The sequence below is a fragment of the Pseudomonas sp. Marseille-Q5117 genome, from assembly GCF_946901175.1.
Lineage (GTDB): Bacteria > Pseudomonadota > Gammaproteobacteria > Pseudomonadales > Pseudomonadaceae > Aquipseudomonas > Aquipseudomonas iranensis.
In genome coordinates, this window is the sequence record NZ_CAMPPP010000005.1 from 69,001 (window position 1) to 84,145 (window position 15,145).

General features: G+C 61.9%; 10 protein-coding genes. 4 read left to right on the forward strand and 6 right to left on the reverse strand.

What is annotated here, in order from left to right; translation table 11 throughout:
• Positions 1–62: 62 nt before the first annotated feature.
• The 3 genes from OC605_RS10525 (at position 63) to OC605_RS10535 (ending at position 2,538) form a co-directional block, all read left to right on the forward strand.
• Complete coding sequence (locus OC605_RS10525) at positions 63–674, forward strand: Yip1 family protein (protein ID WP_262136950.1); 612 nt, start codon at positions 63–65, stop codon at positions 672–674.
• A 42-nt stretch (positions 675–716) separates the two neighbouring features.
• The gene (locus OC605_RS10530) at positions 717–2,060 is read left to right on the forward strand and encodes a cation:proton antiporter (RefSeq protein ID WP_262136952.1); all 1,344 of its coding nucleotides are present in this window, start codon (positions 717–719) and stop codon (positions 2,058–2,060) included.
• A gap of 184 nt (positions 2,061–2,244) precedes the next feature.
• Positions 2,245–2,538, forward strand: coding sequence for a hypothetical protein (locus OC605_RS10535; protein WP_016774825.1), 294 nt, complete (start codon positions 2,245–2,247; stop codon positions 2,536–2,538).
• A 248-nt stretch (positions 2,539–2,786) separates the two neighbouring features.
• Here OC605_RS10535 and OC605_RS10540 read toward each other — a convergent pair whose 3' ends face one another.
• From OC605_RS10540 to OC605_RS10555, 4 genes are all read right to left on the reverse strand, one after another.
• Positions 2,787–3,320 (reverse strand): hypothetical protein, encoded by a 534-nt coding sequence (locus OC605_RS10540; RefSeq protein WP_016774826.1) that lies wholly within the window; start codon positions 3,318–3,320, stop codon positions 2,787–2,789.
• A 78-nt stretch (positions 3,321–3,398) separates the two neighbouring features.
• The gene (locus tag OC605_RS10545; protein ID WP_262136955.1) at positions 3,399–5,318 is read right to left on the reverse strand and encodes a PAS domain-containing sensor histidine kinase; all 1,920 of its coding nucleotides are present in this window, start codon (positions 5,316–5,318) and stop codon (positions 3,399–3,401) included.
• Positions 5,311–7,641: an ATP-dependent DNA helicase gene (locus OC605_RS10550; protein ID WP_262136956.1), complete on the reverse strand. Its 2,331-nt coding sequence runs from the start codon at positions 7,639–7,641 to the stop codon at positions 5,311–5,313. The genes OC605_RS10545 and OC605_RS10550 overlap by 8 nt, the downstream gene beginning before the upstream one ends.
• Positions 7,638–9,290 carry a VRR-NUC domain-containing protein gene (locus tag OC605_RS10555; protein ID WP_262136957.1) on the reverse strand — a complete coding sequence of 551 codons (1,653 nt, stop codon included), beginning with the start codon at positions 9,288–9,290 and terminating at the stop codon, positions 7,638–7,640. The genes OC605_RS10550 and OC605_RS10555 overlap by 4 nt, the downstream gene beginning before the upstream one ends.
• A 195-nt stretch (positions 9,291–9,485) precedes the next feature.
• On the opposite strand from OC605_RS10555, the gene OC605_RS10560 reads away from it, so the two are divergent.
• Positions 9,486–9,710, forward strand: a complete 225-nt coding sequence (locus OC605_RS10560) for a YgdI/YgdR family lipoprotein (RefSeq protein WP_016774830.1) — start codon at positions 9,486–9,488, stop codon at positions 9,708–9,710.
• 121 nt (positions 9,711–9,831) lie between these two features.
• On the opposite strand, the gene OC605_RS10565 is transcribed toward OC605_RS10560, so the two are convergent.
• A complete protein-coding gene (locus OC605_RS10565; protein ID WP_262137234.1) occupies positions 9,832–11,685 on the reverse strand; it encodes a polyurethanase in 1,854 nt (617 codons plus the stop codon).
• A 382-nt stretch (positions 11,686–12,067) separates the two neighbouring features.
• Positions 12,068–15,145: an autotransporter serine protease gene (locus OC605_RS10570; RefSeq protein ID WP_262136959.1), complete on the reverse strand. Its 3,078-nt coding sequence runs from the start codon at positions 15,143–15,145 to the stop codon at positions 12,068–12,070.

Here is a 15,145-nt window from a genome sequence, read left to right on the forward strand (position 1 = left end):
AGCGGCATGGCATCTCTCCATACCTGTAAGCGCCTACGGGCCAACAGGAACAGGAGGTTGTCATGTCCGCCCCCCTCGTCAGACTCTTCACCCAACCCAACTTCGCCTGGACCGATATCCGCCGCGAAGAGGAAACCCATCCCCGCCACTACATCGCGCATCTTCTGCTGCTCGCGCTGATTCCAGCCGTGTGCCTGTTCATCGGCACCACCCAGGTCGGCTGGAGCCTCGCCGTGGGTGAAAACGTGCGATTGAGCACGGCCAGCGCCTTGCAATTGAGCGTGCTGCTGTACCTGACGATCGTCGCGGGTGTTGCGGTCATGGGCGGGGTCATTCGCTGGATGTCGCGGTCATTTGATGCGCGGCCAACGCTCAATCAATGCATCGGGTTTGCCGCCTACACGGTGACGCCATTTTTCCTCGCCGGCATTGCCGGGCTGTACCCGAGCCGCTGGCTAGCAATTCTGGTGCTCGGCGCGGCATCGATCTATTCGACGTTTCTGCTGTTCGTCGGCTTGCCGACCTTCATGCATGAGCGCAAGGAACAAGGCCTGCTGTATTCGGCGTGCGTGTGGGGCGTTGGCCTGCTGGTGCTGGTGACCATGCTGGTATCGATGATTCTACTGTGGTTCAACGTGCTCATCCCCGAGTACCTGCGCACGACCGTGAGCTGACCCGGTGCGCCTGTCCTTGAAAATCCGCAGCAGTGAGCGGTCATGAGTTTTGGCGTATGGGTCGCGGTGCTCGGCGCCGTGCTGCTGACGCTGGCCCTGACGTCGTCATGGTTGCGCTGGATGCCGGTCACCACCTCGGCGGTGTGCCTGCTGCTGGGCATCGCCATCGGCCCCAGCGGCCTCGATCTGCTGAAACTGTCGTTGGAAGAATCATCGTTGTGGATGGAGCACCTGACTGAAGTCGCGGTGCTGTTTTCTTTGTTTGTCTGCGGTTTGAAGTTGCGCCTGCCGCTGGGCAACAAGACCTGGCGCATTGCTTTTGGGCTGGCGGGGCCGGTGATGATCCTGACCATCATCGGCGTGTGTCTGCTGCTGCACTGGGGCCTGCAACTGGCGTGGGGGCCTTCGCTGCTGATCGGCGCGATGCTGGCGCCGACCGACCCGGTGCTGGCCGCGCTGGTGCAGGTCAATGATGCGCAGGACATCGACCGCGTGCGCTTCGGCCTCTCCGGTGAAGCCGGGCTCAACGACGGCGTGGCCTTCCCTTTCGTGATTCTCGGTTTGCTGTTGCTGCACGGTGACGGTAGCGCCGGCGAGTGGCAGCACTGGGTGATTCGCAGTCTGTTGTGGGCGGTGCCGGCCGGGCTGCTCACCGGTTACTGGATGGGGCGCGGCATCGGCCGGATCGCCCTGTCGCTACGCATTCACAACGAGGACAGCACCCTCGGCCCCAACGATTACCTCACTCTCGCGCTGATCGCGCTGTCCTACGTGGTGGCAGATGCGATTGGCGGCTACGGCTTTCTCGCGGTGTTCGCCGCCGGCCTTGGTCTGCGCCAAGAGGAAGTCAAATCCACCGGCATTACCCAAGTGCCTGCCGAGCACCTGGTGCAGCCGGTGGTCGGCCATCAGAACATCGAACCTGAAAACGCTGTGCATGGCGACACCGAGCAACTGGAAGACAGCCAGGTCGCGGCAGGAGTCATGATGGGTGACATGCTCGCATTCGGCAGTCTGGTCGAACGGGCGATGGAAGTATTTCTGGTAACCCTGCTTGGCGTCGTCCTGATAGCGCATTGGGACTGGCGAGCATTGTGGATCGGCGCCGTGCTGTTCTGTCTGATTCGTCCCCTGAGCGTGGCGCTGATGCCGTGGGGCAATCTGCTCAGCGGGCCGCAGCGTTTGTTGATCGGCTGGTTTGGCATTCGTGGCATCGGCAGCCTGTTCTATCTGTTCTTCGCCCTGAACCATGGCCTCGATTCCGATGTGGCCAAGGTCTGTACCGATATCACTTTGTCGGTGGTGGCACTGAGCATTCTGCTGCATGGCATCAGCACACAACCGATGCTGGCGCGCTATGAAAGCCTGAAGCAACGAAAAATCTGATTCGTTGACCGCTGCGCTTGGCTGGAAATCATCGAAGATTTTTCTGCAAAAAAATGGATCGCCGGGCGCGACCCAAGGGTCACAACTTTAACCGCGCCAATCATCCAGCGCGGCCCGGCAGGTTCGGTTCCCCTGCGGTGAACAGCCTATTAAACGGAACCCCGACACAAACAAGGTCACGGTCATGAACGAATGCTCGACTCCTGCGCAAATCAAGGCTTGCAGAGCACTGGCTCTGGAACGCAATCGTCAACTGTTCGAAGAAGCCCACGAACTGAACCGAGCGGCCAACGCGCTGCTGGAACAGACGCCGACCGACTTCGAACGCTTTGAGCAATACCGGGCACTGCGCAAGAAAGCCGATGCGAAATTTGAAGATGCGATTGACCATCTGTGTGTGCTGAATGAGGATTTTCCGCCGATTCCGGCGGCGGTGCAGAATGCTGTAACTGCGCGGCGTGAGCTGGAAACTGCGTAATAAAAGTCAAAAGCCCCTCACCCTAGCCCTCTCCCGGAGGGAGAGGGGACTGACCGAGGTGTTCTCACGTGCTACACCGACCTGGCATACCGCGCCGAATGTAGATTTTGAAAAGCATGAAGATCGGCTCCCTTTCCCCCTCGCCCCCTTGGGGGCGGTCCGACGTTTCGGGAGGGCTGGGGTGAGGGTAAGATCTCACAGACACCACAAAATCCAGCGCCTGTCCCCTGCCCCCTGACCAATCCACCTCAAGGATTGGTCACCTGAATAAACACCGCATACACCCCCAACATCACCCAGAACGTGGCAAAAATCCAAGGCGTGCGCACCGAGAACAGCAGCGACTTGCGATAACCCTTGTGGCTCGATTCCATCTCACTGAACAGTGGCGACTCGTCATACGCCGCGCCCATTACCGGCTCGCTGTGCAGTAACTGGCTCTGTTTGAAGTGCCAATGATCGATGATGTCGTATGCAGCGCGAATCCCCGGCCAGGCATTCAATGAACTGAGCACCCCGAGCAGCGCGAGAAACGGCGGCACGACGAGGGTGAACATCTTGCCCCACTCCGGATTGAGGTTAGCCATGCACGAGGCAAATGCGATCACCAGAAACGACTGCGCCGCCAGGTAGGCGTCGGTGCGGTTGGCGAGGATGCTGGTTTCGTACTGGATTTCCCGGCGATAGAAATCCAGGCGCTCCTTGGGTGAGCCAAACATCTTGGCGTCGTGTTCGGCCAAGGCTTCTTCTACAGCGCTTGGCTGGGTCAATATTCGAGACAAGAGACGCGCCCTCCGAAAGTGAACAAGACTTTTGGAAAGGCACGCGTCAGCACTAGTTCAGCCGGATCGACCAGCGCGTCACTTCATCGATTGAGCGATGATCTGCACCAGATTCAATTGGGTGAACGGTTTCGGCAGGCGCGGCAGTTCGGCGGCGAAGCCTTCCAGGCGTTCGGCGTAACCGGTGGCGAGAATGATCGGCAGATCCGGTTTGAGCAGGCGCACGGCGTGGGCCAGTTGCGCGCCACTCATGTGCGGCATGGCCATGTCGGTTATCACCAGATCGATCACTTCGCCCTGATCGAACAGCGCCAGCGCCTGGGCGCCGGAGTTCGCGCCGATGACGCGGTGGCCGAGGTCTTCCAGCAGCAGGCTGGTGCTGGTCAGCACCAGCGAATCGTCATCGACCACCAGCACGCTGAGCCTCGGCACCGCAATGGGCGCGGCGTCGCTGTACGCCGGGCGACTGGCCGGACGCTCAAGCGCTACCGGAATCCACAACTCGGCTGCCGTGCCCTGGCCCTTCTCGCTCTTGAGAATAAAGCGCCCGCCCAACTGCTCGATGAAGCCGTGCACCATCGACAAGCCCAGCCCGGTGCCTTTGCCCAGGCCTTTGGTGGTGAAGAACGGATCACGGGCACAGGCCAGCGTGGCTTCGTCCATGCCTTCGCCGCTGTCGATCAGGCTCAGGCATACGTAACGCCCCGCCGCCAGGGTCGAATGAGTTTGTTCCAGCACCACTTCGGCTTGCGCCTGAATGATCACCGTGCCGCCGTCGGGCATGGCATCGCGGGCATTGGTGGCGAGATTGAGGATCGCCAGTTCCAGCTGATTGCTATCGGCCAGCACTGGCTGCAGGTCGTCGGCAAAGCGCGTTTCGATGCGAATGCCCGGTCCGAGCGAACTGCGCAGCAACCCGGTGATGCCTTGCACCAGTTGCGGGATATCCACCGATTCGGTCTTCAGTTCCTGACGCCGGGCGAAGGCCAGCATGCGCTGGGTCAGCGACACACCGCGCAAGGCGCCTTGGGTGGCGTTCTCCAGCAGTCGAGCGATTTTCGGCGCGTCGCCGATGCGTTTCTGCACGATCTCGAGGTTGCCGAGAATCACCGTCAGCAGGTTGTTGAAGTCATGGGCGATACCGCCGCTAAGTTGGCCGATCGCCTGCATCTTCTGCGCCTGGAACAACGCCTCGCGGGTCTTTTCCAGAGCCTGCTGCGCTTCGTGGGCCTCGGTGACATCGCGGGTGATCTTGGCGAAGCCGAGCAACGCGCCGGTGTCGCCGCGAATCGCATCGACCACTACGTGGGCAAGAAAGCGCGTGCCGTCCTTGCGCATCCGCCAGCTGCGGTTCTCAAAGCGACCTTCGCGGGTGGCAATCTCCAGCGAACGCTGCGGCTCGCCGAGTTCACGGTCTTCGGGGGTGTAGAAAATCGAAAAATGCTGGCCGATGATCTCTTCCGGCAGGTAACCCTTGATGCGCTGCGCGCCCTGGTTCCAGTTGCTGACGCAGCCTTCGGGGCTGAGCATGTAGATCGCGTAGTCGGTGACGCCCTGCACCAGCAGGCGGAACTGCTGTTCGCTTTGCTTGAGGGTTTCCTCGGCCATTTTGCGGTCGGTGAGGTCGCGGGTGATCTTGGCGAAACCGAGCAACTCGCCGTTGGGGTCGATGATCGGGTCGATCACCACGTGCGACCAGAAGTGCGTGCCGTCCTTGCGCACGCGCCAGCCCTCGCCTTCGAAGCGACCTTCACGGATCGCCGTGTCGAGCGCCCGTTGCGGCATGCCGTTGGCGCGGTCTTCAGGGGTATAGAAGCGCGAGAAGTGCTCGCCGATGATTTCCGCTTCTTCATAACCTTTGAAACGTTTGGCGCCGGAGTTCCAACTGGTGATGGTACCGTCGGGGTCGATCATGTAGATCGCATAGTCGACAACCGCGTCGATCAGCAGCCGGAAACGGCTGTCTTCGATCGCTGTGGTTCTGTTGTTCTCACTCATCACACTCACCAGCCACTGTCATGGGCTGAAGTATGCGTGAATCCGTCGATTTGAAAAGCGCCGGTTCGCTTTTGATCGCCCACCAGCGTGGCAGCAGTTGCTGGATGCGGCTTTCGGCAAAGCGGTCATCAATGAGCATGACCGTGCCGCGATCCTCACGGGTGCGGATCACCCGCCCGGCGGCTTGTACGACTTTTTGCATGCCCGGGTACAAATAGGTGTAGTCGTAGCCGGCGCCAAAAATCGCCGCCATGCGCCGCTTCATCTGCTCGTTGACCGGGTTGAGCTGCGCCAGCCCCAGCGTGGCGATGAACGCGCCGATCAGCCGCGCGCCGGGCAAATCGATGCCCTCGCCAAACGCGCCGCCCAACACCGCAAACCCCACACCCTGGCTGTCGGCGCTGAACTGGTCGAGAAACGCCTGCCGCGCGCCCTCGGCCATGCCCCGCGATTGCAGCCACTGGGTGATGTGCGGATGGCGCTCGGCCAATAAGGTCGCGACCTGTTGCAGGTAATCAAAGCTGCTGAAGAACGCCAGATAGTTGCCCGGGCGCTCGCTGAACTGGCGCGCGATCAGTTCGACGATGGGCTCCAGCGAGGCCTGGCGATGGTTAAAACGCGTGGAAATCTGGCTGACGATGTGCACCTGCAATTGCTCGGCGCTGAACGGCGATTCAACGTCGATGCACACCGTATCGGCGGGCGTGCCGAGCAGGTCGGCGTAATAGTTGCGCGGGCTCAGCGTGGCCGAGAACAGCACGCTGCTGCGCGCCGCGCTCAGGCGCGGGCCGATGAACGCGGCCGGCACCACGTTGCGCAGGCAAAGTTGCGACAGTGGACGCTTGCGGTCGAGGTCGCGTTTGCTGATATCGAACAGGTAATGCTCGTCGTACAGCTCGGCGACCCGGGCGAATTGCAGCAAGTCGAAATAGAAATTCTGCAGGCCGCTGTCGAGGCCTTGCGGATGTTCGTTGAGGTAATCGCCAATGGCCGAGCAACACAGCGAGATGGCTTGCAGGAGCTTGTCCGGCGCCTTGTCGTAGGCCTGATACGCCGCCAGTTGCGGCGCATGCAGCGCGTTCCATTCTCGGTTGACCCGTTGCAGCGCATTCTTCAGCGCGGCGGGCGCGATTTTGCGCACGCTGGCGAGGGTGAACTGGTCGAGGCTGGCGCTGTACATCTGCCGGCCGCGCTCGACCAGGTTGTGCGCCTCGTCGGCGAGCACCGCGACTTTCCACTGATTGAGCTGGGCCAGACCGAACAGCAGCGCGCTGAAGTCGAAGTAATAGTTGTAGTCGGCAACCACCACATCCGCCCAGCGAGCCATTTCCTGACTCAGGTAGTACGGGCACACGCTGTGCTGCGCGGCGACTTCACGCATCGCCGCCTGATCGAGCAGGTTGATGCGGCTGGCGGCTTCGCGGGCGGCCGGCAAGCGATCATAAAAACCCTGGGCCAGCGGGCAGGATTCGCCATGGCAGGCCTTGTCCGGATGTTCGCAGGCCTTGTCGCGAGCAACCATTTCCATCACCCGCAGCGGCAAGTCCGGCGCTTGCCTGAACAACACCTGGCTGGCATCCAGCGCCAGCTTGCGTCCGGGAGTCTTGGCGGTGAGAAAGAACACCTTGTCCAGTTGCTGCGGCGCCAAGGCCTTGAGCATCGGAAACAGCGTGCCAAGGGTTTTGCCGATGCCGGTCGGCGCCTGGGCCATGAGGCAGCGGCCGGTGCTGACGGCTTTGAACACTGATTCGGCCAGATGCCGTTGGCCGGGACGAAAATCCGCGTGCGGGAACGCCAGTTGCTGCGCGGCCAGATTGCGCGCTTCGCGATGGGCCATTTCCTGCTCGGCCCATTGCAGGAACAAAGCGCACTGCTGCGCAAAAAAAACCTGGAGCGACTCGGCGCTATGGGATTCGACCAGGCAGGTTTCCTTTTCGCTGACGACGTCGAAATACACCAGCGCCAGATTGATCTGCTGCAATTGCAGTTTCTGGCACATCAGCCAGCCGTAGATTTTCGCCTGCGCCCAGTGCAACTGGCGGTGATTGGCCGGTTGCTTGCTCAGGTCGCCGCGATAGGTTTTGACTTCTTCCAGGCAGTTTTGCGCCGGATCGTAGCCATCCGCCCTGCCCTTGACCTTCAGTTCGCCGAATTCGCCTTGCAGCGCCACTTCGCTCTGGTACTGCTCGCTGCGCCGCGAGGCCACGGTGCGATGGCCGACGATGCCTTCCAGCGCGGTCGGTGACGGGGTGAAGCGCAGGTCGAGGTCGCCGGTCTTGGCGGTGAACTCGCACAGTGCACGCACGGCAACGCTGTAACTCAAGCGCTCTGCTCCGCCCATTGCACGTAACACACGGCCACCGGCATTTGATGCTCGTGGCAGAACTCCAGCCAGCGCAGCTGATTGTCCTGCAAGCGGTCGCCGGGGCCTTTGACTTCTATCATGCGGTAGGTCTTGTGCTGCGGCCAGAACTGGATCAGGTCCGGCATGCCGGCACGGTTGGCCTTGATATCGAGCAACAGGCGGTAGAACCAGTGTTTCAGGTGTTCGGCGGGCAGACAGGCCAGCGCCTGCTCGAGCAGGTCTTCATTGAGCGCGCCCCAGAACACGAACGGCGACTGAATGCCCCACTTTTCGACGAAGCGCTGGCGGATGGTCTCGGCGTAGCGACCGTCATCGAGTTCGCCCAGGCAGGCCTGGAACAGTTCAGTGCGGCGTTCGAGAAAGTCTTCGCTGAGCAGATCCACAGGACCGCGCTGGAACGGGTGGAAAAACGCACCCGGCAACGGCGCGAAGATTGCCGGCCAGCACAACAGCCCGAACAGCGAGTTGATCAGGCTGTTTTCGACGTAATGCACCGGGCCGTCTTCGTCATGCAGGTGCGCTTGTACATGAAATTCCACTGACCGCGCCGGATCGGTGCGCGGCAGGTGCAAGTCCAGACGCTCGACCTCTCTGGCCTTGACGCGCTTGAGCGGCGGGCCACCGAGCTTGCGCCGCAGACGTGGGACGATGCGCTGCAGACCTTGCTGCTCGGCCGCGCTTTGCGGCGCCTGTTCGGCCAGCGTGCCGAGTTCCAGCGCCAATGCATATTCGCCGCAGCGTTCGAGCACACGGATCATCCGCAGTCGTGCGCCCGGGTAGACGCAGTCGCGGTAAACACTCAAAGCCAGCGCAAAGTCGCCGATGCGCTCGGCGTACTGGCCGATCTGGAACAACGCCTTGGCTTGCCGGCGGCGCAGCCACGGGTTGTCGAATTGCACGGCGTTGATCTGTTCGACGATCTCTTCCAGCGGTTCGCCGGCCTCGAAGCGCAACTGGCACTGATGCAGGAACAGGCAGGCGTCGACGTCTTCGCGGCTGCGCAGGCCTCGGGAATCGGCGCAAAACTCGACTTTTTCATAGGTGAAGATACCCAGGTCGGCCAGCACGAACTCCGACCAGTCCTGATACAGATTGCCGAAGAACATCAGGCGCAGGCGATCGCACAGGTCCATCAGGGTCAGGCTGAACAGCCGCTCAGCCAGTTGCGGCGCCCAGACACGCAGGGTCTGCGCCTCGCTGAACTGTTCGGCCAGCACCGGCAGCCACTCGTCCTTGCGCCCTTTCGGCTGTTCGATAAAGGCGCCGAACGCTTGCAAGAGCTCGGCCTTGAGCAAGACGTCGAACAGTTCTGCCAGTGTCAAATCCGCGTGTTCATCGAGCCAGCCGTGATCGAGCAACGGCCGCGCCGCCTCGGCAATGTCGCCGATTTCCAGATAATTGAGTTTGCTTGCGCGAAAGTGAATGCCCTTGCGCATGACCATGCGCACCAGCAATCCCTGCGAGGCTTGCGGCAGCGTATTGAAGTCGCGGATGAAGCCGTGTTCGCTTGCGCTCATCACATCGGCATAGCGAAGCCCAAGCCAATCAAGCACTTGCCGGAAGTTATTAAGGTAATAGAACGGATCGTCTAAAGGGTTGGAGGTCACGGGAATTCAAAGCCACGGCAAGCGAACACTGGTTATGCGTACAGATAACAGCTCAGCCCCGCCCGGCGCAAACGGAAAAAGATCAATGGCATTTTTTCGCGCCGCCATCGAACTTTTCCGCCGCTGCTGGCACCAACCGCGTTACAGGGCCGACAATGCCCGCAATCACATTCAAGCAAGGAGTCAGAGGTGGGTATGAAAATCAAGATGCTGGGCATTCCTGTAGCGGTCGCAGCCCTGTTGGCGCTGGGCGGCTGTTCGACCCAGACCGTGGTGACGTTGCAGAACGGCACCCAGTACCTGACCGAGGACATGCCGAAGACCGAGACCGAAGATGGTTTCTATGAGTTCGAAGATATTTCCGGGGCCAAGGTCAAGGTTCGCGCCGATGAAGTCGCGACCGTGCGCAAGGAAGACTGACTTGGCCTGAATGATCGTTTTTCGCGAGCAGGCTCGCTCCCACACGGGATCTACGTCGTTCACAATCCCCTGTGGGAGCGAGCCTGCTCGCGAAGGGGCCGGCACAGGCCCCGCACCAACATCAGGCTATAACAACCCCGTCGGCACTCAAACTCCCCAGCGCCACCCCCACCAACGTCACCGAATCCCCACCAAACGTCAGCACAGTATCCTGCCCGACCGCCGATGCATGGGCACGGAAATCATCCCCCGGCAACACCCCCTGCACGCCAAGAAACACCAGTTTGTCATCGGCCGTGTAGCCAACCACACGGTCCTGGCCAAACGCGCCATTGAACAAAAACGTATCCGCCCCGCCGCCCGATTCCAGCAGGTCATTGCCCGCACCACCGACAAATACGTCATTGCCCGCACCGCCGAGAAAATGATCGTTGCCCTCAAGGCCAAACAGCCAATCGCCGCCGGTATGCGCCTTGAGCATGTCAGCGCCGCCCGTTCCTCTAATACTTGATTCATAAGCGGTGAGGTTACTGCCGACTTTCAACCCCGTGGCCGTGACGCTGTGCAGCACGTCGTCCTTGAACACGCCCCAGAGGAACCCCGGTTCTTTGGTTACGATGCTGCCAATGTCACGGGTGATGCTGATCCCGCCGTTGGCATCGCGGATGTACAGGTTGCCAGCGCCGTCGTTGGCGAAATCGAAGTGCTTCACCGTCTGCTGCAAGTCGAGGGTGTTGCTGCCCTGCCCACCCAGAATGACGTTGTAGCCGCCGCTGTCGCGGAAGCTGTCATTGCCGGCGCGCCCCTCCAGATAGTCGTTACCGCTGCCGCCCTGGATCAGGTCGTTGCCGTCACTGCCGATGATGAACGTGCTGCCCTTGTGGGGTTCGGCATTGCGGTTGAGGTCCTGCACCCACGTGTTGGCCCGCGCCGGGTCGGACAGGTTGGCGACGATGATCGTCGAGCCGCGGCTGGTCAGGTCGTAGAACTTCGACTCCAGCACTCGGGTCATGCCGTCGCCGTAGCCAGTGGGCAGGTGCGAAATCCACGTCGGGATATTCAGGATCGAATACGGCAGCACGTTCCAGGCGTTCGAGGCGTAGTGGTCGTTGAAGCTGACGATGTTGTCGGTGGTCGAGGCATGCGGCGCGTCGTGCACGCCCACCGAAGCGCTGCTGAAGGTCGAACCGTCGAGGGCCCGAAACACCGGGTCGTTTTCGTAGCCGATATTCAGCACCTTGTCGCCGCTGCTTTGCGTCGGCGAGGCGTAGGCGATGTAGTTGGAGTCGGCGAAGAAACCGCCCCACTTGCCAGCGCTCAAGTCAGCCATGCTGTTCACCGCCAGGCCGCCCAGGCTATGACCGCTGACCAGCACGTCCTTGCCGCTGAGGCCGTTGGCCCGGGCGAATGCGACGACATCGTTGAGCAGATTGCCGAAGGCTTCGCCGACATAGTTTTTTGCGTAATCGGCCGGGCCGAACGCGGCGAGCAGATCGTTGATCACGTCGCCAATCGAATCACCGATGAGGATTTCGCGCGGGCCGCTGGTGCCGCGAAAAGCGATGCCCAGTTCAGTGAGGTGACCCTGAGCGTCGTACTTGCCGAGGATTTCCACTTGCGCGCTGGTGTAGCCGGCCTTCTCGCCGAAGAACGTCCCGCGTGCATCGGTCTTGCCGTCGTAGCCCAATTGCGCGGCGCTGATCGGCGTCCAGCCGGCCTTTTGCAGGGCCTCGAGGGCGAGTTTTTCCGAATCGGGATTCCACGGGATACCGGGGATCACCCCTTGCGAATCGGTGCCGCCAATCAGCGCGGTAACCAGCGTCGCCGGCAGACCGAGGCCGAAGCCGTTGTGCTGGTAGCCAGCGGCGAAACCGTTATCGAGGTTGTGATAGGAATACAGCGTGATCGCCATGGCATCGCTGAACAGCGCCGCGGAATCGGCTGTGCCGAAGTTCTTGTAGTCGTATACACCCATTGCCATTGCCTCTCTTGTTGTTGGAATTGTCAGAGATAGCTCACAGCCAGAGCGCGGGGCTCTGGAGCATTCATTACATCTTGCACATCCTCTGCAGGAACTGCCGAAGGCTGCGATCTTGTGGGACGCAGAGCGTCCCCGGCTGCATTCCCACGCAGAGCGTGGGAACGATCATGTGTACGCCGTACCTGTGGGAGCGAGCCTGCTCGCGAAGGCGGCAGCACATGCAACATCACAATCGCCTGAACCAGCGCTTTCGCGAGCAGGCTCGCTCCCACATTTGGATCTTCTGCACATTTGGATTTTTGTACTCGAACAATCCCATGTGCAGCGCTCCTTTTCTTGAAAAACCGGCAGCCCGCGAGGCGCTGCCGGTTACGCCTCAGAACTGCCAGTCGAGCGTCAGACCGACGCCGTGATCCTTCTCGTTCGAGCCGATCAGGCCGTTGTAGTCGAGGTTGACCCGCACGTCGCGATTGAGCGCCAGCCCGGCGCGCACGCCGACCACGGCAGCGTCACGATCCATCGACACGCTCTGCACGGTGAACGCGCTGTTGCCGTTGGCGAAGGCCAGATGGCTGTCGGCATCGACGCTGCTCAGGTTGTGTTGCCAGCCGAGGCTGGCGCCGAGTTCCAGCTGATGCTTATCCGACAAGGCGAAGCTGCGCTTGGCGCGCACGCCGAGGGTCGACAGCACCACGTCGCGGGTGTCTTCACCACCTTTGAGCGCGGCAGCGTCACCCTTCTCGGTGAAGCTGTCGGTGTTGAGGTGCACGTAGGACAGATTGGCGAACGGCTCCAGGTTCATCGGTTGCAGGCCCAGGTCGTAAGCGGCCTCGGTGAACAGTTGCGCGGTTGTCGCGTCACGCTTGGTTTTCTGTTTGCCGCTGACGTCGCCGAACTGCAGATCACGTTTGACGTCGATGCGATGCCAGCTGTAGGCGCCGCCGACGGTCAGGCGCAACGCGTCGATTTCATGGCCCAGATACGCACCCAAGTGGTAGCTCTCGACCGACGCCTGGGAATGCGTGCCGCTGCCCATGCTCAACGAGCTGTCGCTGTAACCGGTGACGAAACCGAGACGGGTATCTTCAGCGATCAGCCCGTCGACGCCAGCCAGCAGCCCGCCGATGGAGCTATTGGAATCGGCATTGTCATGGCCGCCATCGCTTTCACCCCACGATCCCAGCACCTTGACCCAGACGTTGCTGCGCTCATCAGTCGGCGCATCGGCATTGAACAGATCACGCTCACGCAGGCGCTCGTCGGCGGCTTCGCGCAGGTAGCGGCTGTCGTTGATCAGCAGCGTGCCGATGGCCGGGTGAATCTCGCCGGACAGCTGTTGAAAGGCCTGCTGCGCCGACGCCGCGTTGGGCGACAGCAACAGGGTTTCGAACAGCGCATTGCCCGCACCCAAACGCTCGGCCGCCGCACCGACGGCGCGCTGGTTCGGCGTCAGGCCGACGCTGGCGAACGATGCCTCATTGCGCCCGACCGCCAGCTGAATGCCGCCCGCCGAGTAATCCAGAGTGCCGCCAAGGAAGGCGTAATTCGGCAAGACCTGCCCGAAGCGCCCCTCAATGCCACCCGCCGCTTGCAGAATGTTGTAGCGGGTGCCGAGCAGGCTTTGCACTTCGCCGGTGCTGAGCAGGGTCGGGCTGTTTTCCAGCGACAGGCTCACCGTGGCGCCGTCGATGACGGCTTTGCCGCCAGCGACGATCTGATCGCTGCTGGTTGGCGACAGCTCTACAGCGTAGGTTGAGCCCGGCGCGAAGGTCACGTCCCCCGCCACATTCAGGGTGCCAATGGAATTGCCCGGTGCCACCGTACCGCCGCTGCTCACAGCCAGTGCGCCAATGCGGCCATTGCCGCCGAGGATGCCGCCGTTGTTGACGGTGACCGCCGATTGCAGCGAACCGTTGATGGCCAGACGGCCCTGGTTGACCAGGGTCGGGCCGCTGTAAGTGCTGTTGCCGGTCAGCACCAAGGTGCCGATGCCTTGCTTGGTCAGACCGCCGTGGCCGCCGATGTCGTTGCGCCAGGTGTCGAGGCCGCACGTGATGTCGCTGCACACCCGCTCGGTCGGTTTGCCCTGGTCGATGATCGCGCCGATGCCCGGCAAGTCAGCAACGAACTGGCCGGAGCCGTAAGCGCCCTGCACGCGGAATTCCGCGGGAATGTCCTGCTCGGTGGCGAACATCGCCGGGCCGTCGATGGCCTTGCGCAGGGTGATCATGCCCCAGCCGTACAAGGCGTCGATGCCCGGTGCGCCGAGGTCGGTCGCAGTGGTGCGCAACACGCTGGCGACCTGATCGCCGGACATATACGGGAAGCGCTCCATCAACACCGCGATGGAACCGGCCACGTGCGGCGCGGCCATCGAGGTGCCGTTGTAATTCTTGTAGCCGGTGGTCAAGTTGTCGGCGTTGGTGCCTTCGATGATCGAGCTGTAGATCTTGGTGCCTGGCGCCGACACGCAGTAACTCGCGGTGTAGCCGCAACGCGAGGAGAACGTGCTGATCACGTACGGATTGGCGCTGGCGGTGTCCGGGTTCTGCTGCAATGCGGCGACGGTGATCCAGTTCGGCGCGATGTCCGGAACGAAGTAGCCGAGGCCGGCAATGGCATCCGGGTTGTTCAGGTTGTAGTCGTTGCCGGCGGCGAAAATGGTGACGATGCCGCTGCGTGCGGCGGCAATCGCGCCGTCGTAGGCGCCGCCGGGTTTGGTGCCGAGCAGCGTGCGGATTTCGTTGAACTGCAACTGCGCGTCGTTGACGGTGAAGTGCGGATACGCCGGATCGCGGCCGCCGAGGTCGAAGCGGTCGGTGATGCCGATGCCCCAGCTGTTGTTGATGATCCGCGCACCGCTGGCGATCAGCGCATCCCAACCGGCCTTGTACACCGCGCCGTCGTTGCCACGCACGATGCCGTCTTCAGGCCCCGGGTCGCCGTTGTCGGCGCTGATGATCTGCGCCCCGAACGCGACGCCGTGCATCACCCCGCCGTCGCGACTGCCCGCCGCGATACCGCCGACGTGGGTGCCGTGGGCGCCGAGCTTGCCGTCGGAGCCGACCGAGGGCGAACCGTCATAGCGGAACGCATCGCCGGCTTTCACCGGGATATACGGGTCGGTGTATTCGCGGATACCGCTGGTGACCAGGGTGACGACTTTGTTACTGCCAGAGAACTCCGGATGCGCGGCGTAGACCGGCTGATCGAAGATGCCCAGTTTCACGCCTTTGCCGGTGTAGCCGGCGGCGTAGGCATAATCCGCGCCGATCGCGCCCAGGCCCCAGTCAGCCTTGAATTCATTGCTGCGCCAGCTCGACGGATCGCCGCTGCGGCCGTTCTCAACGTAAGGCGCTGCCTGCGCCATCGCACTGGCACAGAGCATGGCGACTGTCAGGGTTTTCAGGGCAAAGCGGCCACCCGTTTGCGCGGGGGTATTGTTGTTATCCAT